The sequence below is a fragment of the Candidatus Defluviilinea gracilis genome (genome assembly GCF_057138825.1).
The window spans coordinates 38032-64803 of sequence record NZ_DBNHEF010000028.1; the positions used below are offsets into that span (position 1 = coordinate 38032).

The window sequence follows — 26772 nt, forward strand, 5'->3', positions numbered from 1 at the left end:
ATCGTCCATCGTCTCAAAATGAAATTGTTCTGAGCGCGACGCCTACAAGAAGATCACAAACGCCACAATGATCGCCAATTGCGCCATGGGATAAAAACTGGCGCGGTCGAAGAGCATTGCCGCCATGCGCCCTTCGCTTTGTTGGCGGAAGAGGTCGAAGCCGGGTTTGAGGAGCAGGATGAGACCGGCGAAGGCGGAGGCGAGCAGGTAGGGCAAGCCGAGGGTTAGCGGCGAGACGCGCGGCAGGATCAGGCTGAACGTCACGGTAAGAGCGAGGGCAAACAGGACGATGACGCCGGCGGTCCGCGTCCCAAAGTGAAGCGGAATCGTTTTGGCGTTGACTCGTTTGTCTTCCGCCGTATCGTTCCAATCGGCGGGGATGTTCTGCCCGCCAATCTCCCATACGAAAATCCAAATCAAGACAAGCGCTACTTTCGAGAGATCGGGGTTCGGGTCAACCACAAAGATGGCGGCGATGGGTCCGCTGGATTTGACGAGTCCGCTGACGAAGGTGCGCAGATACGTGACTTTGAGCAGCAGCACATAGATCACTTCGAGGATTGCGGCGGAGGCGAGAATGACAACGATAAAGGGATTGAGGACATACGCCCCGATCATCGCAACGACAAACCAACCCGCGAACCAAAGCGCGCCATGGCGAATGCTGAGGGCGTTTCGCGCGAGAGGATAGCGCAAATCGGAAGCCTCGACCGAATAACCGGCGTTGATGCCGCCTGCGAATTTTTCTTTATCTACGGCAATCCCAACGAGGTCGTTGAGCGCATAGATCGCGGTATAAGCCGCGAAGGCGGTGAAGAGGGATAGGACGATGGTCCAGAACGGCGGGAATGCGCCCAACCACAACAAGGCAACAAAGCCCGGCATGGCGAGGTCTAAAACTCCGTGAGTAGTTCTCGAAAGCGCGAAGAATCGCTTCATGTATGTCTCCAATGTACCGCAAAGTTTACTTTGCGCTTTTGCTTTTAATAAAATGCGCCATGTAGTTCACGTCTTCTTTATTCGGCGCAACCTTCCAGCCGCGCGTGATGGGATTGTACATCAGGCTGGCGAGGCGCGCAAAATCAAGCCCCGACTCGCGGTTCCACTGCTTGAGTTCGCTCGGGCGGATCAACATCGAGTAGGTATGCGTGCCGCGCGCCAACAGACGCAGAACATATTCGCCCATGACGATGGCAAACAGAAACGCTTTGGGCGTGCGGTTGATCGTGGAGAAGAACGCCTGCCCGCCGGGTTTGAGCGCCTTCGCGCATGCCGCCACCACTTTGCCCGGCTCCGGCACATGCTCAAGCATTTCCATACAAGCGACGCCGTCGAACGTCCCCGCCTCTCGATCCGCCACATCCTGGACGCTTTCGTAGCGATAATCAATTTGGAGATTCTGACTCTGCGCGTGACGTTTCGCCACCTCGACGGACGCTTCGGACAAGTCTAAGCCTGTTACCCGCGCGCCGGCCTTTGCCAACGCCTCAGAGAGGATCCCCCCGCCGCATCCCACGTCGAGGATCTTCGGGTTCGCGGGGAGTTGCTCCATGATGAACTTCGTCCTCAGCGGGTTGATGATGTGCAAAGTGCCCATCTCGCCTTTCAAGTCCCACCAAATACTGGAGAAGTGATCGAACCGATCGATCTCCCGTTGATGAACATTGTCAAAGGATTTCATATTCTTTGGTCATCCAATCTTCCAAAATTTTTACAGCAGATTCAATTTCAGTCGCGCTAATATCGTTGAGGAAAGTACAGCCGCCAATACCATGCGGCATGGGAACGCGCTGTAGTCCGTTACGATGATACGTGCGTTCGATCAACGAGGAGTAAAGCAGGCTGGGGTCGAGGATAGAGGCGTTGAAAGCGAAGCCCAACTCGCGCGTCAAGCGGAAGATGCGTTCTGCGTCAGAATCCGTCAACAAGTTGCGTCCGCGCGCAATCAGCGTGGAGAGGAGGATGTCAAGCAACACTGCCTCGCCGTGAAGCAAATTCGCCTCGTGCCGCGTCTCCAATCCGTAGCTGAAGGTGTGACCGAAATCCACCTTGCGGGCAAGTTCTGCCTCGAAAAGATTCGGCTCCAACTCCTTGATCATGCCGGTGATGGCGCGGTCGAGTAGGACGTCGCTTTCTCCATTTTGAAAATGCGACGCCACACTTTGCGCTCCATGCAATTCAAGCAGGTCGAACAATTCGGCATCGCAGACGACGGCAAGTTTGATGATCTCGCACACGCCGTTGAGGAGGTGACGGCGCGGAAGGGTTTTGAGAAGCGTTTTGTCGAGCAGAACAGTTTGAGGGGCATGAAAAGCGCCGAGGCGATTCTTGTTGCCGTTGAAGTTAAAGCCGGTCTTGATGCCGATGGAGGCGTCCACATACCCCATCAACGTGGTCGGTACTTTGATGTACGGCACGCCGCGGCGATGACTCGCCGCCACGAAGCCCACCAGGTCGGTGAGCACGCCGCCGCCGATGGCAATGATCGGCTCGTCGCGGCGATGAATCGGAAAAAGGTCGAGTTCATGCGCAAGGGCGAGGTAGTGATCCAGCGTCTTGTTTTCCTCGCCGCCGGGAAAGATAACAATACGCGCATCCACATGATGAAAATCAAAATACGCGCGGATGGCGGCGCCGTGATATTTTTCCACGTTGGCGTCCACCACCACAAAGCGGCGCGCGTCTTCGATCTTGCCGACCGAAAGCAACGCCCAATTTTGCGGGTGGAACAAGCCCGAGGTGTTGATCACCTCGTATTCGATTGTGTGTTGATAGGTGACTTTGCGCGTGGTCATTCTCGTCCCAACTCTACACGATCTGACGCCAGTCTGCTTTCGCGTCTAACACCCTTTGCGCGAGAGCCTGCGCCATCTCGAGGCTGTGATTCTTATAATTGCCGCATTGTTCGATGTTGGCGTAAGGGACTTCGGCGGCAACCAAGATATCATTTAATATTTTTTCGTACACATCCATCACGGCTTCGGAGCGTCCTTCATTGAGCAAAACCAGATAGAAGCCGGTCTGGCATCCCATCAAACCGATGGAGATGAAATTCTGCGGCATATACTTTTGGAATCCCCACAATAAGAAATGCTCAAAGGAGTGCATTTCGGTGGATGAGAGGAAAACAGAATTCGGCAGGTTGATCCGCAAATCCACCGAATAGACCACGTCGCCAGCCGCGCCCGGTTTCGCAGAGCGCAGTTTGACGTGCGGGGCTTTCAATCTGCGATGGTCGAGTTCGCCGACGGTGGCTGTCTCCCAACCGAGTTGTTCGAGGTTGATCATAAAAATACTCCAAAGGCAAACTGGAGTTTGCCATACTATACAAACAAAGGCAAACTGAAGTTTGCCGTACTATACAAACTTTGACAAATGTTTGTAACTATCCGCGAGCGCTTTTTCCCACGACGCCACATGGTGATACAACTCCACCGAGGCATAGCCGGAGAAGCCGTTGTCTTTGAGGGTCTTGAACGTGGCGGCAAAATCCATCGTCCCCTCGCCGGGGATCTCGTGGAAGTGGACAATGCCCGTCAACGTGTTGGCGACCATCTTATCCATCAGAAGTTTTCCGTTTGTGTCTTTCGTGCTTCGCAAATAGATGATGATCGGGCGAGCGCGTTCCAGCACATCGTAAGTCAAGCCCGGAACCGAAATGAGGTAGACGAAAATTTCGCTCTCAAACGGAGACTGCCCCGCATACAGGCTGTTGTAATCCACAAAAGCGGGCGGCACGGAGATGTTCACCGATCCCAGAATCGCTTCGATCAGTTTCTTTTGCTTTGCGCCGGGGGGCTCATCGTAAAAATAAATCGGGTGATCGGGGTCAACTAAAAGATAATCCGCTGTCTCGGGGAAGTAGATCAGGTATTTGGCAAAGTTCAAATCCATCTTGAGGTCGTCACTCGCCTTCACCAGCTTTAGGTTATAACCCTCCTGCGAATCGGACACGTGCAAAAACTTCGCGCGCGGCGCGGCTTTGCCCAGCGCCTCAAGATAGTTCGTCTCGGAGCAATAGTTATGATTCAGATCGAGGTGCAATTGGAAACGCGATGAACCGATCTCATCCACGAGATCCATGCCCTGCTCGAGCGTCTCGATGTACATGCCGGGCTCAGGCTCGATCAACAATGTGATGTTGTCGTCGTCGCGCAACGACGAAAGGCATTGATGGATACTATCCACCAGCAACTCGCGCGGATTGACAGACGGGTTGCTCACATGCTCATCGCGGATGAAGCCGCTTCCAAACGAGACGAGCGGTATGCCCAGCCTGCGGGCAACATGCACTCCCCTGCGGACAAGCTCAATGCGGCGTTTGCGTCCCGCCAGATCGGGAGTCATCAACGAAGGTTCGTGCGGACGCTGCGGCGTGAAGAAATGCGAGGCGGTGGACATGCAAGCCGCGGTCACTTCCAGCGAGTCGAGCTTCCGCTTGATCGCGTCGAGATCGTCGTCGGTCAGGTTGAACGGGTTGAATTGGTCGCGGTGAAACGAGAGTTCCACGCCGGGGTAGCCCGCTTTGTCCACCACTTCGATGGCGCGCAAAAAATCGAGGTTGGTTAACCCAAAGGTGCTGTAACTGAGTTTGATCATCATGCGCTCCGAAATACAACTCGTTTCCAACCGTGAAGTTCTTGATGCTGAAGTTCTTGACGCAATTGCGCTGCGTCTGCACGAAGTTCTTGACGTAGTTGTACTGCGTCAAGGCAGGCGACACGTTGCCTGAACTTTCGTGAAGACCGTCTATGACAAGCGATTTTCTCGTACTCCAGGGTTTCTAACAACGCGAAGAAGCGAGCCGGTCTTTGCAAACGCAAGGATTATACTCCCGTTTGTGAAAATAGATACAATCCGACCCGGCATTATCCGCTTTTCCATCAGGATGAGGGCGATTCGCTCGCCGGGCTGGCTTGGTCCGCCAGCGGAAGCGTGAAGTAAAACGTGGCGCCCTCGCCCACCCGGCTCTCCACCCAAATTCTGCCGCCATGAAATTCAACGATCCTCTTGGCAAGCGCCAAGCCCACGCCTGTCCCGTCGATCTTTGGATTCAACCGGTTGAACAAGCCAAAGATCTGCTCATGATATTGCGGCGCAATGCCTATGCCGTTATCGCGCACAAAGATCGTTACAAACCCATTCTGCGGTTCCTTTTGCCCGCCTATTTCAATCTGCGGATTCGATTGATCGCCCATGAATTTCAACGCGTTGTCGAATACGTTTTGTAGAACTTCCAAGAGGCGGCTCCGGTCTCCATAGAGGAAAGGCAGATCATCCTCAATGGTGATACGGATTTTTCTTTCCGCCAGGCGACCCTGGAGCAAGCCGAGAGTTTCGTCAATTAATGCTTTGAGCGCTATGACAGTGGGCGGATTCGTCAGCCTCCCAATCCTTGAAAGCTCAAGAAGGTCGTCCAATAGTTTGCGCATTTTCTCCGTTGCATCGCCAATGCGCCGGAGATCGCCTTCAAGCCGCTCCACATTTCCCGAGCGCGCGTCTTCGGGGAGAAAACCGAGGAAACCTTTGATCGTGATAAGCGGCGCTTTCAGGTCATGCGAAACCGTGTAGGCGAATTGCTCCAGTTCGGCATTTTTGGCTTCCAATTCCCTGATCAAGTCCTCGCGTTCTTGTTGAACCTGCTTTTGTTCGGTGACATCCTGAACCGCGCCATAAATGCCGATCAATGTATTTTGTTGCGAATCCAAAACAGGATGAGCATAATTTCTCACCCAGCGGATCGAGCCGTCTTTATGAACGGTCCGCAATTCTGAGATCACCGTTTCGCCCCTGCGAATTTTGTCCATATCGCGCGCGTCCTTCTCGATATCGTCGGGGTAGATCGTAGCCACCCACCCGCCGCGCTCATTGAATTCTTGCACCGTATAGCCCGATATCCGCTCGAACGCTCCCGCCACCCAGTTAAGCGCGATGTCGCCCTTTTCGTCCTGTATGTTGGAGAACACATAATCGGAGGTGACCGACGAGATCAAACGATAGCGTTCTTCGCTTCTACGCAGTTCTTCTTGCCGCTCCGCTTCCACCCTGTTGCGGTGGCTGATCGAAACTAATACCAGCACAGCGCTGATGAGAAAAGCGGAGAGAGGCCCAATGATGGATTCAAAATCGGCAAAAGATTGCGGCGCGGCAAAGGGAATGGAAAGCAGGATTGCCGCCTCAACGACCGCAAAGAGAATAGTTAGTTTGAGCGAGAGTAATATCCCAGCCAGGATCAGCCCTGGGATCAGATAATAGATGGTTGTCACAGGAGATGAGGACGTGCCGGAAACGATATTGATGAAGATGACCACCGGGAACATAATGAGGATCGACAACGCCGAAGCGCGGTAGAAACCAGCGCGATTCACAACGTAAGACCCAACCAGAAAAACATACCCATACCAGGGAGGCTGGTAACCCGGGATAGAGGCGAGGTAATAACCATCCACGCCCATAAAGATCACGATCATGATCAATAGAAAGATATTCAGCAGGCGCGACTTATGACGGAGCGCAATATCCTCCGCGATCTGAGGAGGTTCGATGAATGCTTCTTGCAGTCGCCGAAAGGGAGAGTGAGACATGGGTTAGCGCGCAGACTCGGACTGGGAGGGAAGCGTAAAGTAGAACGTGGCGCCTTTCCCCGCCTCGCTTTCGACCCACAATCTGCCGTCGTGGAATTCGACAATTCGTTTGGCGAGCGCCAGCCCCACACCGGTCCCATCGGCGCCCGGGTCTAGTTTATTGAACAAACCAAAGATTTTTTCATGGTATTCCGGCGCGATGCCGATTCCATTGTCACGGACAAACAGGATCGGCTTGCCGCCTTCGCGCCCAGCCTGCCCAATTTCAATCGTCGGGTCGACCTGATCGCCCATATATTTGGCGGCATTGTCAATCAGGTTCTGCAAAAGTTCCAATAAACGCTGGTGGTCGCCATATACAACCGGCAGGTCCGGCTGAATCAAAGTTCGCGCGCCGCGCGCCTGCAGGCTTCCTTCGGTCAATTCGAGCGCTTCTTCGACAAGTTCTCCGAATGAAACCATCTGTGGAGGATTCAGCGCCCTCCCAACGCGCGAGAGTTCCAGCAGGTCTTTCAACAAGTCTTGCATTTTATACGCGGCGAGGTAAATGCGCTGGACATCCTTCCGCAGTACTTCCATATCGCCGCGCTTGAGATCTTCTTCGAGATAGCCCAAAAAACCTACGATGGTCACCAACGGAGACTTTAAATCATGCGAGACGGTATACACAAACCGTTCGAGTTCCGCATTTTTTGCCTCCAGTTCGTTGATCAGTTTTTCACGTTCGGTGGCTATCCATTTGACGAGAGACACATCCCGGATCATCGCCATGACGGTATCGGAGTCGATGGATATGATCCGGGCTTCGAACGTTTTGCGCTCCCCGCTTTGCGGCATCTGATATTCAAACGCGTTTACCTGGCCCGATTCCAGCGCGCGAGTTATGGCGAATGCCGTCTGTTCCGCGAGCGGCGGAAGCACCTCCGACACTTTTTTACCGAGGAATTCCTCAGGCGGCATCAATGGGTCGAACAACGCGGATGGGACAAATCGCAAAATCGTTCCATCGCGCTGTAACTCGAAGAGCATATCGGGAATTGCGTCGAATATGGCGCGCATGCGGCGTTCGCTTTGAAAGAGGGCGTCTTGAGCCTGTTTTTGTTTTGTGACATCCAGAAACAAGGAGAGAATCGCGGGCTTGTCATCGAAATCGATCAACTCATAATACGCGTCTGTGATCTTCGTCTCGCCTGCGGCGGAAAAAAATTCGTAGACGGGGTTGTGGATTGTTTTCTCCTCGCGCAGTTTTGTAACGAATTTTCTCCGCAGTGATTCATCCTCCCAAATCCCCAATTCAATAGAGGTGCGCCCCAGCGCCTGGCTTGGAATAAAACCGGTTAACCTCCAATACGCCGCATTAGCGTCGAGCAACCGTCCCTCGTTGAGGCTGGTCAGAACGATCGCAATCGGGCTGGATTGAAAAATGCTGCGGAATCGTTCCTCGCCTTCGCGCAACGCTTTTTCCGCGCGCAACCTGCCCGCAAAATCCTCTTGAGTTTTTTCATGATCATCGCGCAGAATTTTGATCAATAAAAAGATGAGAAAAACCAGGAAGGCAAAGATCGCGGTCAGATCACGCGCGCGACCCAGCGCCGAATCGATCTGCGGGACCAAATCTCCGCGCAACTCGGCAATCGCCATGCCCCAAATCGCGACGATGCTTATCGCGGCAATGAAAATGGGAATTCGCCAGTCTGCCAACAGGGCGGCAATGAGAATAACGAGCATGTATACGTAAATCGCCAAGTCATGCACGCCATCCGAATACCATGCCCCGTAGGTCATCGCGCCCCACAACGAGAGCAAGGCGATGTTGGTGGCGGTATTCACATATCCCAATCTCAAAAGGAGGAGCAGAAGAAATTGTTCGACCAGCAAACCGAAGATGATGCTCGTTCTTGCGTCGAAGGATGCTTTCCCCTCGAGTAGATCGAAAAGAAGAATCAGCGCGCCGATGATCATCACCGCCCAGATCATCGAATGTAACAACCGCGCGGTCAAATTCCGCCGATCGGTTCCAAAGAGGGGTTGAAAGATTTTTCGAAAGCGACTGGTGTTCACGTGCCTGAAGCCTCCTCACGCAGTATAACACGGCGATTTTATCGTTAAACCCGAGGAGGCTTCCAAACATCCCCTGCTCTATGTAGCCTGCGGCGCGGCTATTTTTCGCTCACCGTGGAAAGCGCAGACAACGGAACGCGGCTAGCCCAATAGTTCTCCACCCAGAAGACGATTAAGGCAAGCCACACAATGCTGAAACCGATCAGCCGTGATTGGTCGAAGGGTTCGTCATAGACAAACACACCGATCAGGAATTGAATCGTCGGCGCGAGATATTGCAAGATGCCGATCATCGAAAGGGGGATCTGCTTCGCGGCGGAGGCAAACAGCAACAGCGGGATGGTCGTCACCACGCCCGCGCCGATCATCAGCAGGTCGGGAGTTGTTCCCGTGTGTAAAAATGCCGCGCTTCCATTGACTTCCGCCCATCCGAGATAAGCAACCGCGGGCAGAAAAAGTATCCCCGTTTCGAGTGTGAGACCGAACACCGAGCCAAGCGGCGCGAGCTTTTTCGTCAGTCCGTAAAATCCAAAAGTGAACGCCAGCAGTAGCGCGATCCATGGAAGGCGACCATACGCGAACGCGAGGTACGCCACCCCTACCGCGGCAAGCGCGACGGGAATCCATTGCGCAGAGCGTAATCGCTCGCGCAGGAAGATTACACCCATCAACACACTCAGCAAGGGATTGATAAAATAGCCCAAACTGGTTTCGACGATAAACCCCGCGTTGACCGCCCACACATACGTCAACCAGTTGACGCCGATCAGGATCGCGGCGATGAGATAAATTCGGAATGTCCGCGCGTTCAAGGCGGAACGAAAGTCATCCCATTGGCGCATGACCATGATGGTAACGATCAATAACAAAAATGACCACGCAATGCGATGCCCAAGCAATTCAATGGCAGGCACATCATGGAGCAATTTCCAATAGATCGGGAAGAACCCCCACAACGCATACGCGACAATGCCATTCAAAATTCCTTTATTCATTTTTCTCCTGAGCAATATGGATTTGTTTGAATCGGATGCGGCTATAACGCGCGACCTTACTAAAACGAGTGAATCGGTTGCCGCCCTGCATACCCGTCTTCGATCTCGTGCCAGAAGGCAATGTCGCCCTCTCCATGTTGCCAACATAAATACACTTCGCGTCCGTCTTTCAGCGCGGAGAAATCGAGCAAGCCGATGTTGATATCTTTGATCTGCGCGCCCGTATCCAGTATCTGATGAAGCAACGCGTCGAATTTTTCAAATTCAAGGACCATCTTGCTCAACGTGGGGTTGCCACCGTTCCCCGCAGACTTCTCGACGGCTGACCAAATTTCAGGCTGGTTGGCAAGAATCCGCTGGCGGATTTGCATCACTTCATCCATCAGCGGGCGGATGATCTTCAAGGTTTCATTAGCTTCCTGTACAGTAAAGTATTGTGGCATGGAGTGAGTATACACCAAACAAAAAGGCGGCTTATCGCCGCCTTTCTATCTAAATGTTTGCCCGTCGCAACCGCAAACTATTCGTCACCACGAACACACTGCTGAACGCCATCGCGCCTGCCGCAAGCATGGGATTCAACCAACCGAGCGCGGCGGCGGGGATCAGGATCACGTTGTAGAAAAAAGCCCAGAATAAATTCTGTTTGATCGTCGAGAGCGTCTTGCGCGAAAGCGAGATGGCGCGCGCCACGCCGCGCAGGTCGCCGCTCATCAACGTGACAGGCGCGGCGGCGATGGCGACATCCGTTCCAGTGCCGATGGCAATTCCAACATCGGCTTGCGCGAGCGCGGGAGCGTCGTTGATGCCGTCGCCGACCATGGCGATCACATTTACGATTTCAGATTTACGATTTTCGATTTTCGATTGGAGTTTCTTGACTTCGGACGATTTTCCTTCAGGTAAAACTTCAGCCAGCACTTCATCAATTCCGACTTGCTTGGCAATCGCCTCTGCTGTCTTTTGGTTGTCGCCTGTGATCATCGCAACTTTCAAACCCATGCGATGAAGATCATCAATCGCGTCTTTTGAATTTTCTTTCAGCGTATCCGCCACCGCGATCACGCCAGCGACTTGTCCGTCAACCGCGACAAGCATCGCAGTCTTCGCTTCGGCTTGCAAACGAGAGACTTCGGATTCGAGCCCATTCAAGGGATAGTTCCGCGCGTTCATCATGCGGAGATTGCCAACGGCAACGCTTCTTCCTTCGACCTCAGCCTGCACGCCATGCCCAGCCTCTGCCGCAAACCCAGCCGCTTCGCCCAAACCCAACCCCCGAGCCGTCGCCTCCGCCCAGATCGCCTCGCCAAGCGGATGTTCGCTTCCTTTTTCAACACTTGCCGCGAAACGCAGCAACTCGTCTACTTTCCACTTTCCATGTACCACAATATCCGTCACCGCGGGTTGACCTTTCGTGATCGTTCCCGTTTTATCCAACACCACAACATTGACTTTGCCCGCGCGTTCGAGCGCTTCGCTGTTTTTGAACAGCAATCCCAACTCCGCGCCTTTGCCTGTTCCCACCATCACAGCGGTTGGCGTGGCAAGTCCCATCGCGCAGGGACAGGCGATGACGAGAACGGCAACCATGTTGATCAACGCCGTGGTGAAGGGAGAATCAGAGAATTGGTAATTGGTAAATTGGGGGACAACGAAATACCAAATAGCAAAAGTTAGTAAAGCAATGCCAATGACCACAGGGACGAATACTGCCGAAACTTGATCGGCTAGTTTTTGAATCGGAGCCTTGCTCCCTTGCGCGTCTTCAACGAGTTTGATGATTCGCGCGAGCGCGGTCTCTTTGCCGACTTTTGTCGCTTCAAATTTCAACGCGCCGAGTTTGTTCAACGTCGCGCCGATGACCGCGTCGCCTTGCTTCTTTTCAACGGGAAGCGATTCGCCCGTCAGCATGGACTCGTCCACGCTGGACTTGCCTTCGATCACCACGCCGTCCACGGGAATCGTCTCACCAGGTTTGACGAGGACCACGTCGCCGACGCGCACATCGTCAATCGAAACGGAAGCCTCCTGCCCGTCGCGGATGACGCGGGCTGTTTTGGCGCGGAGTCCCATCAGTTTTTTAATCACTTCGGAGGTGTGTCCTTTTGCGCGCGCTTCCAAAAATTTTCCGAGTCGAATCAAGGTGATGATGACCGCGGCAGTCTCGAAATACACGTGACCAGCAATCGCGCCGAATGTAATGAACACCGAATAGATGTACGCGACCGACGAACCCATCGCGATCAACACATCCATGTTGGCAGAGCCGTTGCGCAGTGACTTGTACGCGCCGACGTAATATTGCCAGCCCACATAAAATTGAACAGGCGCGGCAACGAGCATCATCGTTAGGTTCACCCAACTTTCGTGCGCCCAATGCCCGAAGAAATTAAAATCGCGCAGCATCGAAAAAACAAACAACGGGACCGTGAAGATCAAACCGATGATGAACAGACGCCGCTGTTCCTGAATCTCATGTTCGCGCGCGATGGCTTCGGCATCTTCCGCTTCGCCGCCCAACTCCACCGCCTCAAACCCCGACTTTGAAATTGCCGCGCGGATCTCAGACTGACTCACCACTGTCGGCACGTAACGCACGCGCGCTTTTTCGTTTGCATAATTGACTTGCGCTTCGAGCACGCCCTCAAGACTCGCAAGCGACTTTTCAAGCCGCCGCGCATCGTTATCATCGGAGAGTCGCTTGATGATGATCTCGGCGTCGCCAGTCGCCACGCCGTATCCCGCGCGATTGACTCGGGCAATGAAATCTGTGATTCCCAGCTTGGCGGAATCAAAGTCCACAGTGGCGCGTTCGGACGAGAGATTGACAACCGCCGAGTTGACGCCATCGAGTTTCTTGAGGTTGCGTTCAACGGTCGCAACGCAGTTGGCGCAGGTCATGCCTGTGATGGGGAGAGTGAGTTGTTTTGTGTCGGACATACTATTTGTTATCTTCTTTCGTTCAATCTTCATCTAATGGATGTTCGATCTCGCCCGCCATAAAAGCGTCGGGGTTCTTTTCGAAAGCGCGCAGGCAGGCGGGGATACAAAAATATATTTGCTCACCGCGATAGATCGCGCTTGGGTAACCGCTGGTATCCGTCAACGTGCCACCGCAGACCGTCTTTGCTTTCGCGGCTTGCGGTTTATCAAATGGTTCTGACATGATTTTGAGTCCGTCGGCGTTAGAGAACGCAGACCACACTAATGAGATGAATGGTCGTGGTGTTCAGCCTGCTCGCCTTTATTCAAATATTTCTCGGGGTCTTTGTCGAATGACCTCTTGCAACCAGGCGCGCAGAAGTAGTACGTCACGCCTTTATATTCGGATGTGCCAGCCGCAGATTCGGGCGTTACGTCCATACCGCATACGGGGTCTACGAAAGGTTGTGTCATTTTGAATCTCCTTTTGAATGCATATCTTGGATAAGAATTTGTAGGGCGGGTTTTCAACCCGCCATTTGTCAATCTAGAAGGCGTCAGGCTAAAAGCCTGACCTACGAATGATTTTCGCAAGAGGTTTAATAGTTTTTACTGCGACAAATCAACGCGCCGCAACATTTGAGCATTGATCGCCACGACGATGGTACTGACCGACATCAACAACGCGCCTACGGCTGGTGAAAGAAGAATTCCAGCCGAGGCGAGAATTCCAGCGGCTAAAGGTAGGGCAACGATGTTGTAGCCTGAAGCCCAGATCAGGTTTTGAATCATCTTGTTGTAACTGGCGCGGCTCAACTTGAAAATTTTGACGACATCCAGCGGGTTGCTTTTCACCAAGATGATTCCCGCCGACTCGACAGCCACATCCGTGCCACTGCCGATGGCGATGCCCACATCGGCACGAGTGAGGGCGGGCGCGTCGTTGACTCCGTCACCGACCATGGCAACTTTTTTGCCTTGCTTCTGTAACTCAATCACTTTCTCGTCTTTATGTTCGGGCAACACTTCGGCAAAATACAATTTGATGCCAAGTTCATCGGCAACGGATTTGGCAACATCCTTGCTATCACCCGTCAACATGGCGACTTGCACATTCATCTCATTGAGTTTTTGAATCGCCGAATAACTTTCAGGGCGAATGACATCCGCCAACGCGAGGGCGGCGAAAATCTTCCCATCAACGATCAGGTAGACGACGGTCTGACCCTTTGTCCCTGAGGATGAAGCGAATTCCGAAATCGCCGAATCAGGCTGAAGGTTGAGCATCTCCAGCAAACGCGGACCGCCCACCCACAAATCTTTCCCGTTGTGTTTCGCGCGGATACCGCGTCCTTTGATGGCTTCAAAATCGGAGATGACGGGCAGATGCAAATTTTTTTCTTTCGCCGCGTCGCGAATCGCGCGGGCGATGATGTGTTCCGAATCCGCCTCCACAGCCGCAGTCAGCGCGAGAGCGTGGTTTTCATCCACGCCATTAGTTTTGATCGCAACCACTCCCTGCTCGCCTTTTGTGAGCGTGCCAGTTTTGTCAAAGATGACGACATCAATTTCACGCGCGGCTTCAAGCGCCAATCTGTTGCGGACTAAAATTCCGTTCTGCGCCGCGGACGTGGTGCTGATCGCCACGACCAGCGGGACAGCCAGCCCCAGCGCGTGCGGACAGGCGATGACCAACACCGTGACGACGCGCTCCAACGTGAAAAGATCAAAGCCCAATGCGAGCGTCCATAAAATAGCAGTGAGGGCGGCAACGCCGATGGCAAGATAGAACAACCAACCCGCGGCTTTATCGGCTAGTATTTGCGTGTTCGATTTACTTTGTTGCGCGTCACGCACCAAGCGCATGATGCCAGCCAGCGCGGTCTGTTCTCCGATGGCGGACACGCGCACGCGCAGACTTCCATCTTGATTGATACTGCCAGCGATGACTTTCGCGCCCGCGACTTTTTTCACGGGAAGCGACTCGCCCGTGATCATCGCTTCGTTCACATCCGACTCGCCGTCTGCCACCACGCCGTCGGCAGGGATACTCGCCCCAGGGCGGACAAGCACGAGATCGTTCAACTTCAACGAAGAGACTGGCATGGTGTGAACACTGCCATCAGGCATGATGTGTTCGGCAGTATCAGGCATCAACTTTGCCAAGGCGTTCAACGCGCCAGATGCCTGACGCACACTTCGCATCTCGATCCAATGCCCAAGCAACATGATGTCAATGAGCGTGACCAATTCCCAAAAGAAACCTTCGCCTAAATTAAAGAACAACGCGGCGAGGCTGTATACAAAAGAAACAGAGATCGCCAGTGAGATCAACAACATCATGCCAGGCTGGCGATTACGAATCTCAGGGACAGCCATTTGAAGGAATGGCACGCCGCCATAGACGAAAACGACTACGGCGAACACAGCCGCCACCCACTGACTGCCCATGAACTCAGGCATCCTGAACCCGAACCACATCTGGAGCATAGGCGTATACAGCAAAACGGGAATGCTCAGCAACAGCGAAATCCAGAACCGCGTGCGGAACATGTCTTCGTGTCCGCTGTGGTCTACGTGACCTGCGTGCTCGTCCGCCTTGCTCATTCCATGCGCGGCATGTGCGCCATGCATCTCATGTCCGCTTTGTGGCGCGGGGGTATGAGTCATGTGTTCGGCGTGTGAGTCCACTTTCGGCGTGGGATGAGCGTCATGTTCCATTTGGGAATGGTCGTGATGCTCATGTGTGGTGTGGTCTGTCATTTTGCTCTTTAGGACTGGTTCTCAACTCTTCTTTGCCACACCATTCGTGCCGCGAGCACGACGGTGCGAGACGGCAGAGCGCGCAGAGAACTCTGAGAAAACTCTTTTAGAATCTCTGCGAACTCGGTGTTCTCTGTGGCTGAGGCTCTTTTTCGATTTCTACAAGAAGTGCTCTCTTACAACGTGATCAATCCCTCGGCGGGATAGTCAATTTCCGAGAGCAACGCTTTGATGCTTTGCTCGCTAGCGGGCGTATCAAATGTGATCTGAACTTTCTTGGTGTTCAGATCGGCTTTCACTGCCTGAACGCCTTGCAACTCCCCCACTTCCATTTCGATGGTGTGAGTGCAGTGGTCGCAGTGCATGGCAGGGACGGAATAGGTAACTGTGGTCATGGTTTTATCTCCTTGAATTTGTTTTATTTGACGATCAATTCGCCGATCATTCCGGCTTCTTTGTGCCCGGGAACCGAGCAGAAGAATTGATACGTGCCTGGTTTTGCAACGGTGATCTCAAGCGTGGAAGTCCCGCCAGCTTGCACGGCGGCATGCACAGCGGCTTCTGAGGCGCCGCCTTCCATGTGGTGCATTTCAGAGCCGTTATCCTGCATGGATTCCATGGAGGCATCTATGGTTTCGATGACAAAATCATGCTCGACAAGCCCTTTGTTCTCGAGAGTGATCTTGACAGGCTGACCCGCCGGGATCGTGACCGACGACGGACCGAAAGCGAAATCGGTCAATTCCAGAGTAATCGCTTTCTCCGGGCTAGCCGCGGCTCCGCAAGCCGTCAGCAGGAAGACCAAAACAAACGCAGGCAAAATCTTTTTCAGCATCTTTCAACTCCTTGTAAAGGTTGGGAAAACATCAAACTTTTGTAGACATCTCGAACACTTCGGTAATTTCTTTCAAAACGCGTTGTCGCTCCTTTTTGTCGTTTCCCTGCACTGCGGAAATGACGCATGAGTTCAGGTGATTCTCCAGAATCTGAGCGCTGACCTTGTTCAACGCCGCATCCACCGCCTGGATCTGGCGGATCACGTCAATGCAATAGGCGTCCTCCTCCACCATGCGGATGACGCCGCGCAGGTGCCCTTCGATGGTTTTCAAACGGCGGATTGTAGCTTCATTTTCCATGTTGTCCTCGGATTTCCGACGGCGGCTTCCGCCTGGGTCTTACCCCCCCCAGGGGGGTAGGGTGAATATACTTCGCCAGCGGCAATCCGTCAAGGAATTTGGGCGCGAAAATCATCATCCGCATTCATGACATCTGTCACTTCTCGGACACGCCCTTCCAAAATACACTTTCATCGAGGATTTTGAATGTCCAAATTATCGGAATGCCGCGCTGTCCAACCCGCCCAAAACAAGGAAGGTAACCATGCAAATCACCCGCCAAGCCGACTACGCCACGCGAGCTATTTTGTACCTTGCGCGCGCGGGCAAAGATCAACGGATCGCCACCAGTCAGGTTGCCAGGGAACAGAAAATTCCGCCGTCTTTTCTGGCAAAGATCATCTCACAACTCTCTGTGGCAGGGTTACTGCACACTTCCCGGGGCGCCCGGGGCGGCATCACGCTCGCGCGGGAGCCGGACCAAATTTCACTGTTGGAAGTGATCGAGGCGATCGACGGCCCGATCCAACTTAATATGTGTGTGGAAAAATCTGGCGCATGTTCGTTCGACGAGACCTGCCCCATCCGCCCGGTGTGGTGCGACGCGCAAAATGAATTGGTCGCCAAACTCAAGAACACCTCGTTCGCTCAATTAACCCCCTAACGAGACATCACAGAGCGCTCAATGAACCTCCCAATGTGGCGAAAAGCTCTCACGGTAATTCCCAACGTATCCAAGCAGGAATGGGATGGTCTGGATATTTTCTCAAAGTGGCTGATCTCGACTCGCGCGGCTGTTCTAGTGATGACCGCCATGTCGGCGGTTCTTGCCGGACTGTTTGCCTGGCGCGCCAACTCGTTCGATCTTTCCGCATGGGTTGCCCTCACGTTGGGACTCGTCCTCGCCCACGCCAGTAACAATCTGCTCAACGATCATGTGGATTATTCGCGCGGCGTGGATCGTCACAATTACTTCCGCACCATGTATGGTCCACATCCCCTCGAAAACCAGTTACTCAGCCAGCGGCAACATCTCGCCTATTTTTTCGTCACCGTTTTACTTGCGTTCGTATGCGGGCTTTACCTTGTCTGGCAAACCAACTTCAACACAGTCACTTGGGCGTTGCTTGGCGCGGGCGCGTTCTTCCTATTGTTCTACACCTGGCCCCTAAAATATATTGCCCTCGGCGAGATCGCCGTTTTTCTTGTGTGGGGTCCGCTCATGGTGGGCGGAGGATATTTCGTCATCACGCACATCTGGGATTGGAATATTGCGATCGCCAGCGCGGTCTACGCTCTGGGCGTCACTACGGTCATTTTTGGCAAACATATCGACAAAATGATGCCCGACCGGGAAAAGCGCATTCACACCCTGCCGTCGCTTCTGGGGGAGAAAGCCTCCCGATACGCGGTTTTGGGAATGATGATCCTCCCCTATTTCATCGTCATCTACCTCGTGACAACGGGTACTTTTTCACCGGTACTGCTGATCGTCTTGTTTGCCCTTCCCAAGTTGAAACAAGTTGCCCCGGCGTTCCTCAAGCCCAAGCCTGAAGAACGACCGGAAGGATTCCCTCAGGGTCAGGGCGGCTGGCCCCTGTATTTCGCGCCGCTCGCGTTTATGTATAACCGCGCGTTTGGTTCGCTTTTTATTCTCGGCGTCTTGGCGGATGTGGTTCTCCACAAGTTAATCGTATAAACATCCGCCCATAAAGGCACGTTCGGCATGGTCAAAAATATTGTCAACGGCGTGTCAGGGCTCATACGCTATCACGGGGGCATATCACACTATACATTCCTCATGCACCGCATCTCGGGGCTGGGCGTTTTGGTCTTCCTCAGCCTGCATATCCTGCTTGAATCAACGGCTCATTACATGCCAAGCGTATACGACTCGCTCAACGGCGGTTTGCGAACCCCCGCCGGGCTTGCCGCTGAAATTATCATGGCATTCCTGGTCATCTTTCATGGCGTGAATGGATTTCGTATCGCCTACTTCGACCTTTTTCATCTCGACTTGTGGACGCCTCATCCCGCCCTTCATTCTGTTCGCGCCACCTGGATCATTGCCATCCTCCTCTGGCTTCCAGCCGCCGTCATTATGGCGTTACATGGTCTTCACATCATCTAGCAAACTTATGACAACCAATCGCCGCCTTCGGATCAAACCCACCTTCGATACAGCCGCATGGAAATACCTGCGTCTGAGCGCCATCTTGCTGGCGCCAATGGTCTGGTTCCACGCAATATTCACCACCCTCATCATTGGCGCTGAAAATGTCAACTTAAGCTTGGTCGCGGATCGCTGGGCAACCCTCGGCTGGCGCGTCTACGATATCCTGCTGCTGGCGTTTGCCTTCTCGCACGGCATCACCGGGCTGAGACAGATATTGTTCGACTTCGCGTCCGTCACAACGACGCGAAAAGCGCTGAACATCCTCCTGCTCTTATTTTGGCTCGCGCTCTCCGCTGTCGGCATTCTTGGAATCATCGGCGGCGTTGCAAAATAACAAACTTCTTAAAGGAGAAGCAACCTCATGAACACCACCATCAGCCAGAACATCAAGAACGGAAGAACACTGTCTCGGATTGTAGACTCATGGGCAAAGGATAAGGATCAGCCTTACCCCGCGAATGTCCAAATCCCCGCCTATCTCGAGAACACGTACTGGTGGGCTTACGTTCGACCTTACGCGATCTCATTTTTCGATCACCCCTGGATCGTCAACTTGATCTTGCTGGGCAATATGGATCAACTACGCGACCGGGCTTTGGACGCGCTGGGCAATCAAATCCATGGACGCACACTACAGATCGCCGCGGTCTACGGCGAATTTTCCACCCAACTGGCAGACCGTATCGCCGCAGGCGCCTCGCTTGATATTGCGGATGTCGTCCCCGCCCAATTGGAAAACATAAGAAGAAAAATGCCTCACAACGCGCCTGTCCAGTACATCCAAAATAATGCCGCGAACCTGACCATGGAAGACGCAACATACGATCAGGCGGTGATGTTCTTCCTGCTCCATGAAATGCCCGCGGAAGTTCGAAAACAAACATTAAGCGAAGCGCTGCGCGTCCTCAAACCCGGCGGGAAACTGGTTATCGTTGATTTTCACAAACCGTTTTGGTGGAATCCTCTCCGCTATCTCTATCCAATCATGTTCAACATGCTCGAACCCTTTGCCCTGGAGATCTGGAAGACCAAGATTGGGGCATGGCTACCAAAAGATTTTATCCCTGTGGATGTTTTCAAGGCAACTATGTTTGGCGGCATGTACCAGATCGTGGTTGTTCACAAATAGCCTATGAAACCCGCATTCTGGCAGGGATTATGGCGACTCGCCGACCCAAAGATTTCGCTCGCCTCGTTCGCTTCGATGTTTTTGGGGGCGTGCGCGGCGGCGGCAACTGCCCCGCTTCATTTCGGATGGCTGGCTGTTACCGTGTTGGGAATTTTCGCCATCGAAGTGGCAAAGAACGCCTCCGGTGAAATCTTCGACTGGAACAGCGGCAACGACCAGGCGGTGCAAGAGGAAGACCGCTCTCCTTTCTCTGGCGGCAAGCGCGTGCTGGTAGACGCTCTATTGACAAAAGGTCAAACCATCGGTATCGCGTTCGTTTGTTACCTGCTCGGAAGTCTCGCGGGATTATCCATCGCGCTATGGCGCGAGCCGGGAGTATTTTGGATCGGAATGATAGGCGTCGCGCTGGCGTTCTCTTATCACGCGCCGCCGCTCAAACTCTCCTATCGCGGATTGGGGGAGTTGGCGGTCGCGGTAACATATGGTCCGATCATTGGCGCGGGAACGTTTCTCGTTCAACGTGGCGCAGTTTCCTTGGAGGTTATCCTCGTGTCTATCCCGCTTGGAATTCTGATCGGCGCCTTCCTGCTCATCAACGAATTTCCAGATTACAACGCAGACCAAAGCGCCGGAAAGAGGACGATTGTTGCGCGCCTGGGGAAAAAGAATTCCAGCCTTATCTTTGCGGGAATCGTCGCCATCCCATTTGTCGTTTTGCTGGCTCTGCCGTTTTTGGATCTCCCGTTCACCCTCTGGCTGGGATTGAGCGCGGCAGTACCGGCGTTCTCAGCCGCGAAACGCCTGCTTGCCCACCCGGAGAAAACCGATCAGATCATCCCCGCGCAGGCTGGCACACTGCTTACATTTGTCCTGTTTGCGCTTGGAACTGGCGTTGGATTCTTGCTATCTCACCAGTAGGCAAGCCGCAGCACAAAACTGATCGCGCGATTTGCTCATTGTTTCGATACGCAACCGCAACGTGAACTTTGCGGCACGGACTTTCAAAGAAAGGAATTGAAAATGAAAAAACTGTTCATACTGCTAGCGGCGCTCTCCCTCTTGATGAGCGCGTGCGCGAGTGAAAATTCAGGCGGAATTCCGATTACGGTATACCGCTCTCCTACCTGAGGCTGTTGTGGCGACTGGGTTCAGTACATCGAAGAGAACGGCTTTGACGCGATCGTGAAGAATGTGCAAGATATGGGTCCTGTCAAAGCTCAATATCAGGTGCCAACTGAACTCGAATCATGCCACACCGCCATCGTGGATGGCTATGTGATCGAGGGACATGTCCCAGTATCCGAGATTAACCGCTTGCTCGCCGAAAAACCCGACGCCATTGGCTTGGCGGTCGCAGGGATGCCCATCGGCTCGCCCGGAATGGAGACCGCGGGAGTTGGAACTCAACCCTATGACGTGATCTTGTTTACCGCCGACGGCAGACGAGATGTGTATGCCAGTTACCCATAATGAATTCGGACACCTCTTTTATGACATTTGTCACCGTAAAGAGGAAAGAATTTAACTATCTCTTAATGTGGCGCTCACATAGAATTCAGGACGTAGGTTCTCTACACATTGGTATTTGCAATATTTTAAAGAGATGTGGCAACACTTACGCTACGCATTGAAAATTGAAAGGAGATGCCACTATGAAACTGAAGAACGTACTGATTTCCATCGGAGCGACCATCATTCTGGGGGTGATTCTCGCCGCCTGCGGGAACACCCCCACAGCCGCCCCAACCGAACCACCCGCGCCCACCGAAATTCCCGCGCTTATACCAGAGACGCCCTATTTGGTTGAATGGCAAGAATCGGGTCATGCGGATGTAGCCAGCGAACCCTTCCGCCATTGGGATGGGGAAGACCCAGCCGAGGTGCCTGTCACGTGCGCGAAGTGCCATACAACTTCAGGCTATGAGGATTTCCTCGGCGTGGATGGCAGTGAACTGTCTAAGGTCGATGCAGTCGTCCCTGCGAGCGAAGCGCAAGGCATCCAGTGTGTGGCGTGCCATAATGCCGCGACGATCTCTAAGACAACGGTCACCTTCCCCTCTGGTGTGACGGTCACCGCCGGGGATGATGCGCGTTGCATGGTCTGTCATCAAGGACAGGAATCGAAAGTCAGTGTGGACGCGCAGATCGAGAAGTTTGCGGCGACCGACCCTGATGCCGTTGTTGCCCCCATCAAAGACGATCAGGGCAAGGATATAAAATTTGGATTCCGCAACATTCACTATTACGCCGCCGCGGCAACGCTGTATGGCGGCAAGGCGATGGGCGGCTATCAATACGATGGTCTCGCGTACGACTCGAAGAATCAACATGTCGAAGGTTTTGATTCGTGCATCGGTTGTCATGATCCGCACACGTTGGATGTGAAAGTGGCAAGTTGCGCGGAGTGCCATGAGGACGTGAAGACCGTGGAAGATCTGGCAGATGTGCGCATGGTTAGCTCCGCCAACGATTACGATGGCGACGGCGATGTGGAAGAGGGCATGTACTACGAGGTGGAAGGCTTGCGCGAAATTCTGTATGCCGAAATCCTGGCGTATTCCGCAAACACTGCCGGGGCGGCGCTGGTGTACGACTCTCACTCCTATCCATACTTCTTCAACGATACCAACGCCAACGGCGCGGTGGATGAAGGAGAAGCCGCTTTCCCGAACGCTTATTCCACTTGGACCCCGCGCTTGTTAAAAGCCGCGTACAACTATCAAGTGTCGCTGAAAGACCCCGGCGCGTACGCGCATGGCGGCAAATATATTATCCAATTGATGTATGACTCGATCGCCGATCTGGGCGGCGATGTGAGCGCGCTCGCTCGTTCCGACGCCGGTCACTTCGCCGGGAACACAGAAGCATTCCGACACTGGGATAGCGAAGAAGAAGGGAATGGCGTGGTCCCATTTGGCTGTGTGAAGTGCCATACCGCAACCGGCTTGCCTGATTTCCTCGCGGCGGGCGGGTCGACCATGGTCAGCGCGACCGGCGCAACAACCATCGTCGGGCTCAGCCCTGCGCCCGCCAGCAATGGTTTCGCCTGCTCAACCTGCCATGATGGAGCGAATTTCCCCGATCGCTACACCATCAATTCGGTTGTCTTCCCCAGCGGCAAGACGGTTAGTTACGGCGGAAAAGATGCCGATGGCAACTTCCTGCCAGACGACTCTAACTTATGCATCTCCTGCCATCAGGGACGCGAATCCACAACCAGCATGAATGCCAGTCTCCGTGGTAAGGACCTCGATACCGTGGATGCGAAGATCCGCTTCAAGAACATCCATTACTTTGCGGCAGGCGCCACTCTGTTTGGGTCTGATGTTCAAGGCGCGTACATGTACGAAGGCAAGGAATATGCCGGCATGAACCTGCACGCCTCTGAAGAAGGGAAAGCCAACAAGTGCCAGGATTGTCACGATGTGCACGCGCTCGAGCCGAAGGTCGAATCTTGCGAAACCTGCCACGACACCACCGACCCGACTACCATCCGCGAAACGGATGTGGATTACGACGGCGACGGCGATGTGACGGAAGGGATCAGCGGCGAGATCGCCACGTTGACCGAAGCGCTCTACGCCCAGATGCAGGTGTATTCGGAAGCGCACGGCGGAATCATCTCGTATGACTCGCACGCGTACCCGTACTTCTTCGGCGCCGACGGGCAAGGGTACGCCGCCTGGACGCCGCGACTCGTCAAAGCCGCGTTCAACTATCAGTACGTTCAGAAAGACCCCGGCGCGTTTGCCCACAACCCGAAGTTTGTGATCCAGTTCCTGATCGACTCGATCGAAGACCTCGGCGGCAACGTCAGCGCTTATACGCGCCCATAAATATAGCAGAACACAAGATCAACAAGGCGGCGGGTTTCCTTACCGCCGCCTTGTCATTAGGCAAAGAAGATTGTAATGACGTTCATTGTCCATATTTATGACAGTCTACACTAACTCATAAACCAAATAACCAGTACCATCAATTTCGGATCAATCCACCCTAATTACGGGAGAAGCCAAACCATGAAACCAACCCCATACTTTTTTTTATTTGCCGGCGCGTTTGCTCTGTTTGTCACGCTCGCCGCGTTGGTTTTTGTTCCATCCCAGAGCGTCTCTGCGGTAGAGCCGGCAATGCAAAGCCCGAACGAATGCCTGGAATGCCACGATCTGGCGTACAACCTATGGGAACATAGCCCGCACCGCGAGGCAAATGTCAGTTGTACGGTCTGCCATAAAATTGCCGATACGTCGGGTACACACCCCGACACGGCAAAATTCACGATCGAGAAAGAAAACGACACATGCATCGTCTGTCACTCGAACGTAACCGAAAAGGATGTTGCCGGGCAAATGGCGATCAGCCAACACGGTCAAATGGGTTTGAGTTGTGTCAGTTGTCATGAACAACATTCACAAGGCATGAAACTCGCCGAGGGATCGAATACCGTGTGCGAGAACTGCCACAAAGACGAAATGGACAGCACGCTCGAATCGACGCACTTCGCGGCAGGCTTGACCTGCGAAAACTGCCACATGGGAAGGGAAAACGATCACACCATGGTCGTCTCGGTCGCCTCTTGCGAAACGTGCCATAACAACCTCCATGAGGCAAAATTGATCCGCGATGCGGGGCTTGAAATCAAGGCGCTAGGGAACAGCGAAGCCCCGGTCGACGCCACCCCTCCCGCGCCTGCCACAACGGCGGAAGAGTCGTCAGAACCCGTAAAGGGCGGCGTGGCGTTGCCTAACTGGGTGTACGTGTTAGGCGGGTTCATCTTTGGCGGCGTGATCGCCTGGGCGCTCATCGGCAAAGAACCGGGCAAGCCATCCCCCTCCGAATAAAACGAATGTCACCCTCGAACTTCATGGAGACCGACTATGACCGAGCATGACGATAAAATAACTTCCGATGAGGAAGAGAACAAAACCTCGCGCCGAGATTTTCTCAAACTGGCGGGAGCAATGGCGGGAGCCGCCGCGCTGACCCAACTTCCCATGGCGAGAAAGCTGTCCGCCGCGCGCGCCTCCAGCGGCGGAGAAGGAACCGGTCATCAATGGGGAATGCTCATCGATATCAACCTGTGCATCGGTTGCCAATATTGCACTTTTGCGTGTAACGCGGTCAACAATCTCGCAGACGATATGCGTTACTGCGTGGTCACCACTGAAACCACGCGATCTGGCGAAGAATTCTTCCTCTCCCGCCCATGCATGCATTGCGACGAAGCCCCCTGCGTGCAAGCCTGTCCTGTAGCGGCGACGCGCAAGCGCCCAGACGGAATTGTGGAAATGGATTACGACCGTTGCATCGGATGCAGATACTGCATGGTCGCCTGTCCATACGATGCGCGCGTGTTCAATTGGAAGGAGCCGATCGAACTCAGCCCGCAATCTCCCACGTTCGGTTATCAAGAAGTTCCCAACCGTCCTCGCGGCGTGGTGGAGAAATGCACTTTCTGCTCGCATCGCATCGATGCGGGATTGGAGCGAGGGCTCGTCCCCGGCGTCGACCATCAAGCGACTCCTGCCTGCGTGGTTGCCTGCCCCACCAACGCGCGCATCTTTGGCGATATGAACGACGCGACCAGCCCAATCTCAGTCGCCCTGGCGGAAGCAACGGTCACTCTGCGCCTGCGGGAGGAACTCAGCACAGAGCCGCGTGTGTATTACATCCCGCCCGAATCGCATACGGATAATCCCTTCCAAGGAAACTAGCCATGCAAACAGACATTCACATTCCCAGGTTTCGGTTCGGCAAGAAAAGCGTGGATATCTTCCCATACTGGATCGGGCTCCTCACATTGGGGATTTTGTTCGGAATGTACGGCGCGTTCGTTGTTCTACGAGACGGGTTGGATGTCACAGGTTTGACGAATAAAGTCCCGTGGGGGTTATGGGTTGTGATGGACCTAGCCTCGATCTCGCTGGGCGGTTCCGCTTTTGTGTTTGGGGTGATCGTCTACCTTATGAAGCTCAAACGGTTTGAAATCGTGGCAAAACTGGCTGTGCTTCTCGGCTTCCTGGGGTATACCACCGCCGGCATGGTCATCTGGTTCGACCTGGGTCAGCCGTTCCGCTTTTGGCACCCAATGGTGTTCTGGCAACCCCACTCCCTGCTTTGGGAAATCACCATGTGCGTGATCTTATACCTTGGCGTTCTCTCAGCGGAGATTTTGCCGGTGGTCGTTGAACATTCATTTTTCTACGAGCATTCCTTACATAAGCGATATCCGATCGTCAAGAAACTTGTGGAGCTTGCAAAAAAACTCGCGCACTGGCTTCACAAACTGGTGCCTGTCCTTGCCGTGGTCGGGTTGACGCTTTCCCTGCTCCATCAGGCATCGCTCGGCGCATACTACTCCGTGCTCAACGGACGCGGGGTGTGGTTCAACCAAAGCGCCCCCGTTCAATTCGTATTTTCCGCCATGAGCGGCGGGGTCGCATTCCTGTTTTTCACGGGCGTGATCATGTTCCGCGTGATGCGCCCGGGGTTGGTCAAGGATGAAATTCTTTATGACGTTGCGCGTCTCTCCGGCGGAATAACCTTGTTGCTCACTTACCTGCGCCTGTGGGATTGGGCGGTCACCTATTACTATTCATTCGACGTGAACATCGCCCTGCAAACCGAAGCATTGAATGCCGTCGCGCCGTATTCATCGACGTTTTGGATCGGGCAAATTCTGCTTCCGATCATTGCCGGCGCGGCGATGTTCTCGGCGAAATCAATTAAAAGCTTCCGATACCTGATGGTGTTTTCGCTCTTCCCCATGGCGGCAACTGTTCTCACTCGTTGGAATTATAATTTTGCCGGGTTGATCGCCATGCCCACGTATGATCCTTACACGCCGATCATCCGCGTCAGTTCTTATATCCCAACCTGGCCCGAATTTGCCGTTGCCAGCTTGGTCGTCAGTTACTGGCTGTTGGCATTCAGTTTTGCCGCGCGCTATTTGCCTTTCAAAGGGCCCGATACCGCGCATTAACGCCCGCAAAACCGGGTGATAGCCAATCGAACCGCCTCCGATTTG

General features: G+C 53.8%; 27 protein-coding genes. 11 read left to right on the forward strand and 16 right to left on the reverse strand.

Annotation, left to right across the window (positions count from 1 at the left end; genetic code table 11):
- Positions 1 to 42: 42 nt before the first annotated feature.
- From AC16KF_RS03770 to AC16KF_RS03845, 16 genes are all read right to left on the reverse strand, one after another.
- A complete protein-coding gene (locus AC16KF_RS03770; RefSeq protein WP_484035960.1) occupies positions 43 to 939 on the reverse strand; it encodes a UbiA prenyltransferase family protein in 897 nt (298 codons plus the stop codon).
- A 25-nt stretch (positions 940 to 964) separates the two neighbouring features.
- The gene (gene ubiG / locus AC16KF_RS03775) at positions 965 to 1681 is read right to left on the reverse strand and encodes a bifunctional 2-polyprenyl-6-hydroxyphenol methylase/3-demethylubiquinol 3-O-methyltransferase UbiG (RefSeq protein WP_484035961.1); all 717 of its coding nucleotides are present in this window, start codon (positions 1679 to 1681) and stop codon (positions 965 to 967) included.
- Positions 1668 to 2795, reverse strand: coding sequence for a sedoheptulose 7-phosphate cyclase (locus tag AC16KF_RS03780; protein WP_484035962.1), 1128 nt, complete (start codon positions 2793 to 2795; stop codon positions 1668 to 1670). Before AC16KF_RS03780 ends, ubiG begins: the two co-directional genes overlap by 14 nt.
- Positions 2796 to 2808: 13 nt before the next feature.
- Positions 2809 to 3288, reverse strand: coding sequence for an S-ribosylhomocysteine lyase (locus tag AC16KF_RS03785; RefSeq protein ID WP_484035963.1), 480 nt, complete (start codon positions 3286 to 3288; stop codon positions 2809 to 2811).
- A gap of 69 nt (positions 3289 to 3357) precedes the next feature.
- Complete coding sequence (locus AC16KF_RS03790; protein ID WP_484035964.1) at positions 3358 to 4602, reverse strand: sugar phosphate isomerase/epimerase family protein; 1245 nt, start codon at positions 4600 to 4602, stop codon at positions 3358 to 3360.
- A 281-nt stretch (positions 4603 to 4883) separates the two neighbouring features.
- Complete coding sequence (locus tag AC16KF_RS03795) at positions 4884 to 6584, reverse strand: sensor histidine kinase (protein ID WP_484035965.1); 1701 nt, start codon at positions 6582 to 6584, stop codon at positions 4884 to 4886.
- Between the two features lie 3 nt (positions 6585 to 6587).
- The gene (locus AC16KF_RS03800; RefSeq protein ID WP_484035966.1) at positions 6588 to 8645 is read right to left on the reverse strand and encodes a sensor histidine kinase; all 2058 of its coding nucleotides are present in this window, start codon (positions 8643 to 8645) and stop codon (positions 6588 to 6590) included.
- A gap of 98 nt (positions 8646 to 8743) precedes the next feature.
- Positions 8744 to 9640: an EamA family transporter RarD gene (gene rarD / locus AC16KF_RS03805; RefSeq protein ID WP_484035967.1), complete on the reverse strand. Its 897-nt coding sequence runs from the start codon at positions 9638 to 9640 to the stop codon at positions 8744 to 8746.
- 59 nt (positions 9641 to 9699) lie between these two features.
- The gene (locus AC16KF_RS03810) at positions 9700 to 10083 is read right to left on the reverse strand and encodes a DUF2203 family protein (RefSeq protein WP_484035968.1); all 384 of its coding nucleotides are present in this window, start codon (positions 10081 to 10083) and stop codon (positions 9700 to 9702) included.
- Between the two features lie 49 nt (positions 10084 to 10132).
- Positions 10133 to 12580 (reverse strand): heavy metal translocating P-type ATPase, encoded by a 2448-nt coding sequence (locus AC16KF_RS03815; RefSeq protein ID WP_484035969.1) that lies wholly within the window; start codon positions 12578 to 12580, stop codon positions 10133 to 10135.
- Positions 12581 to 12602: 22 nt separating this feature from the next.
- The gene (locus AC16KF_RS03820) at positions 12603 to 12806 is read right to left on the reverse strand and encodes a hypothetical protein (RefSeq protein WP_484035970.1); all 204 of its coding nucleotides are present in this window, start codon (positions 12804 to 12806) and stop codon (positions 12603 to 12605) included.
- Positions 12807 to 12844: 38 nt separating this feature from the next.
- Positions 12845 to 13036, reverse strand: coding sequence for a YHS domain-containing protein (locus AC16KF_RS03825; protein ID WP_484035971.1), 192 nt, complete (start codon positions 13034 to 13036; stop codon positions 12845 to 12847).
- 135 nt (positions 13037 to 13171) lie between these two features.
- Positions 13172 to 15325, reverse strand: coding sequence for a copper-translocating P-type ATPase (locus AC16KF_RS03830; RefSeq protein WP_484035972.1), 2154 nt, complete (start codon positions 15323 to 15325; stop codon positions 13172 to 13174).
- 176 nt (positions 15326 to 15501) lie between these two features.
- Positions 15502 to 15720 carry a heavy-metal-associated domain-containing protein gene (locus tag AC16KF_RS03835; RefSeq protein WP_484035973.1) on the reverse strand — a complete coding sequence of 73 codons (219 nt, stop codon included), beginning with the start codon at positions 15718 to 15720 and terminating at the stop codon, positions 15502 to 15504.
- Between the two features lie 23 nt (positions 15721 to 15743).
- On the reverse strand, positions 15744 to 16160 hold the full coding sequence (locus AC16KF_RS03840) for a cupredoxin domain-containing protein (protein ID WP_484035974.1): 417 nt from the start codon (positions 16158 to 16160) through the stop codon (positions 15744 to 15746).
- 31 nt (positions 16161 to 16191) lie between these two features.
- A complete protein-coding gene (locus AC16KF_RS03845) occupies positions 16192 to 16461 on the reverse strand; it encodes a metal-sensitive transcriptional regulator (protein ID WP_484035975.1) in 270 nt (89 codons plus the stop codon).
- Positions 16462 to 16705: 244 nt separating this feature from the next.
- Here AC16KF_RS03845 and AC16KF_RS03850 point away from each other — a divergent pair, with 244 nt between their 5' ends.
- From AC16KF_RS03850 to nrfD, 11 genes are all read left to right on the forward strand, one after another.
- Positions 16706 to 17104 carry an RrF2 family transcriptional regulator gene (locus AC16KF_RS03850; RefSeq protein WP_484035976.1) on the forward strand — a complete coding sequence of 133 codons (399 nt, stop codon included), beginning with the start codon at positions 16706 to 16708 and terminating at the stop codon, positions 17102 to 17104.
- A 33-nt stretch (positions 17105 to 17137) separates the two neighbouring features.
- Positions 17138 to 18139, forward strand: a complete 1002-nt coding sequence (locus AC16KF_RS03855) for a prenyltransferase (RefSeq protein WP_484035977.1) — start codon at positions 17138 to 17140, stop codon at positions 18137 to 18139.
- A gap of 27 nt (positions 18140 to 18166) precedes the next feature.
- Positions 18167 to 18571: a succinate dehydrogenase/fumarate reductase transmembrane subunit gene (locus tag AC16KF_RS03860; RefSeq protein WP_484035978.1), complete on the forward strand. Its 405-nt coding sequence runs from the start codon at positions 18167 to 18169 to the stop codon at positions 18569 to 18571.
- Positions 18572 to 18578: 7 nt separating this feature from the next.
- On the forward strand, positions 18579 to 18950 hold the full coding sequence (locus tag AC16KF_RS03865; protein WP_484035979.1) for a succinate dehydrogenase/fumarate reductase transmembrane subunit: 372 nt from the start codon (positions 18579 to 18581) through the stop codon (positions 18948 to 18950).
- Positions 18951 to 18977: 27 nt separating this feature from the next.
- The gene (gene rquA / locus AC16KF_RS03870; RefSeq protein ID WP_484035980.1) at positions 18978 to 19745 is read left to right on the forward strand and encodes a rhodoquinone biosynthesis methyltransferase RquA; all 768 of its coding nucleotides are present in this window, start codon (positions 18978 to 18980) and stop codon (positions 19743 to 19745) included.
- Between the two features lie 3 nt (positions 19746 to 19748).
- Complete coding sequence (locus AC16KF_RS03875; RefSeq protein ID WP_484035981.1) at positions 19749 to 20663, forward strand: UbiA family prenyltransferase; 915 nt, start codon at positions 19749 to 19751, stop codon at positions 20661 to 20663.
- 282 nt (positions 20664 to 20945) lie between these two features.
- Positions 20946 to 21215: a DUF411 domain-containing protein gene (locus tag AC16KF_RS03880; protein ID WP_484035982.1), complete on the forward strand. Its 270-nt coding sequence runs from the start codon at positions 20946 to 20948 to the stop codon at positions 21213 to 21215.
- A gap of 182 nt (positions 21216 to 21397) precedes the next feature.
- A complete protein-coding gene (locus AC16KF_RS03885; protein WP_484035983.1) occupies positions 21398 to 23581 on the forward strand; it encodes a cytochrome c3 family protein in 2184 nt (727 codons plus the stop codon).
- A 183-nt stretch (positions 23582 to 23764) separates the two neighbouring features.
- On the forward strand, positions 23765 to 24586 hold the full coding sequence (locus tag AC16KF_RS03890; RefSeq protein WP_484035984.1) for a cytochrome c3 family protein: 822 nt from the start codon (positions 23765 to 23767) through the stop codon (positions 24584 to 24586).
- A 36-nt stretch (positions 24587 to 24622) separates the two neighbouring features.
- Positions 24623 to 25459, forward strand: a complete 837-nt coding sequence (gene dsrO / locus AC16KF_RS03895; RefSeq protein ID WP_484035985.1) for a sulfate reduction electron transfer complex DsrMKJOP subunit DsrO — start codon at positions 24623 to 24625, stop codon at positions 25457 to 25459.
- Between the two features lie 2 nt (positions 25460 to 25461).
- Positions 25462 to 26727, forward strand: a complete 1266-nt coding sequence (nrfD, locus tag AC16KF_RS03900) for an NrfD/PsrC family molybdoenzyme membrane anchor subunit (protein WP_484035986.1) — start codon at positions 25462 to 25464, stop codon at positions 26725 to 26727.
- Positions 26728 to 26772 lie beyond the last annotated feature (45 nt).

What these genes read in the sequence shown, in the direction of transcription:
- AC16KF_RS03835 (WP_484035973.1), bottom strand. Translation starts at nt 15,720, where the DNA reads ATGACCACAGTTACCTATTCCGTCCCTGCCATGCACTGCGACCACTGC.
- rquA (WP_484035980.1), top strand. Translation starts at nt 18,978, where the DNA reads ATGAACACCACCATCAGCCAGAACATCAAGAACGGAAGAACACTGTCT.
- AC16KF_RS03785 (WP_484035963.1), bottom strand. Translation starts at nt 3,288, where the DNA reads ATGATCAACCTCGAACAACTCGGTTGGGAGACAGCCACCGTCGGCGAA.
- ubiG (WP_484035961.1), bottom strand. Translation starts at nt 1,681, where the DNA reads ATGAAATCCTTTGACAATGTTCATCAACGGGAGATCGATCGGTTCGAT.
- AC16KF_RS03770 (WP_484035960.1), bottom strand. Translation starts at nt 939, where the DNA reads ATGAAGCGATTCTTCGCGCTTTCGAGAACTACTCACGGAGTTTTAGAC.
- AC16KF_RS03875 (WP_484035981.1), top strand. Translation starts at nt 19,749, where the DNA reads ATGAAACCCGCATTCTGGCAGGGATTATGGCGACTCGCCGACCCAAAG.
- AC16KF_RS03880 (WP_484035982.1), top strand. Translation starts at nt 20,946, where the DNA reads ATGGGTCCTGTCAAAGCTCAATATCAGGTGCCAACTGAACTCGAATCA.
- dsrO (WP_484035985.1), top strand. Translation starts at nt 24,623, where the DNA reads ATGACCGAGCATGACGATAAAATAACTTCCGATGAGGAAGAGAACAAA.
- AC16KF_RS03795 (WP_484035965.1), bottom strand. Translation starts at nt 6,584, where the DNA reads ATGTCTCACTCTCCCTTTCGGCGACTGCAAGAAGCATTCATCGAACCT.
- rarD (WP_484035967.1), bottom strand. Translation starts at nt 9,640, where the DNA reads ATGAATAAAGGAATTTTGAATGGCATTGTCGCGTATGCGTTGTGGGGG.
- AC16KF_RS03845 (WP_484035975.1), bottom strand. Translation starts at nt 16,461, where the DNA reads ATGGAAAATGAAGCTACAATCCGCCGTTTGAAAACCATCGAAGGGCAC.
- nrfD (WP_484035986.1), top strand. Translation starts at nt 25,462, where the DNA reads ATGCAAACAGACATTCACATTCCCAGGTTTCGGTTCGGCAAGAAAAGC.
- AC16KF_RS03830 (WP_484035972.1), bottom strand. Translation starts at nt 15,325, where the DNA reads ATGACAGACCACACCACACATGAGCATCACGACCATTCCCAAATGGAA.
- AC16KF_RS03885 (WP_484035983.1), top strand. Translation starts at nt 21,398, where the DNA reads ATGAAACTGAAGAACGTACTGATTTCCATCGGAGCGACCATCATTCTG.
- AC16KF_RS03865 (WP_484035979.1), top strand. Translation starts at nt 18,579, where the DNA reads ATGACAACCAATCGCCGCCTTCGGATCAAACCCACCTTCGATACAGCC.
- AC16KF_RS03820 (WP_484035970.1), bottom strand. Translation starts at nt 12,806, where the DNA reads ATGTCAGAACCATTTGATAAACCGCAAGCCGCGAAAGCAAAGACGGTC.
- AC16KF_RS03860 (WP_484035978.1), top strand. Translation starts at nt 18,167, where the DNA reads ATGGTCAAAAATATTGTCAACGGCGTGTCAGGGCTCATACGCTATCAC.
- AC16KF_RS03850 (WP_484035976.1), top strand. Translation starts at nt 16,706, where the DNA reads ATGCAAATCACCCGCCAAGCCGACTACGCCACGCGAGCTATTTTGTAC.
- AC16KF_RS03815 (WP_484035969.1), bottom strand. Translation starts at nt 12,580, where the DNA reads ATGTCCGACACAAAACAACTCACTCTCCCCATCACAGGCATGACCTGC.
- AC16KF_RS03890 (WP_484035984.1), top strand. Translation starts at nt 23,765, where the DNA reads ATGAAACCAACCCCATACTTTTTTTTATTTGCCGGCGCGTTTGCTCTG.
- AC16KF_RS03825 (WP_484035971.1), bottom strand. Translation starts at nt 13,036, where the DNA reads ATGACACAACCTTTCGTAGACCCCGTATGCGGTATGGACGTAACGCCC.
- AC16KF_RS03780 (WP_484035962.1), bottom strand. Translation starts at nt 2,795, where the DNA reads ATGACCACGCGCAAAGTCACCTATCAACACACAATCGAATACGAGGTG.
- AC16KF_RS03790 (WP_484035964.1), bottom strand. Translation starts at nt 4,602, where the DNA reads ATGATGATCAAACTCAGTTACAGCACCTTTGGGTTAACCAACCTCGAT.
- AC16KF_RS03840 (WP_484035974.1), bottom strand. Translation starts at nt 16,160, where the DNA reads ATGCTGAAAAAGATTTTGCCTGCGTTTGTTTTGGTCTTCCTGCTGACG.
- AC16KF_RS03810 (WP_484035968.1), bottom strand. Translation starts at nt 10,083, where the DNA reads ATGCCACAATACTTTACTGTACAGGAAGCTAATGAAACCTTGAAGATC.
- AC16KF_RS03855 (WP_484035977.1), top strand. Translation starts at nt 17,138, where the DNA reads ATGTGGCGAAAAGCTCTCACGGTAATTCCCAACGTATCCAAGCAGGAA.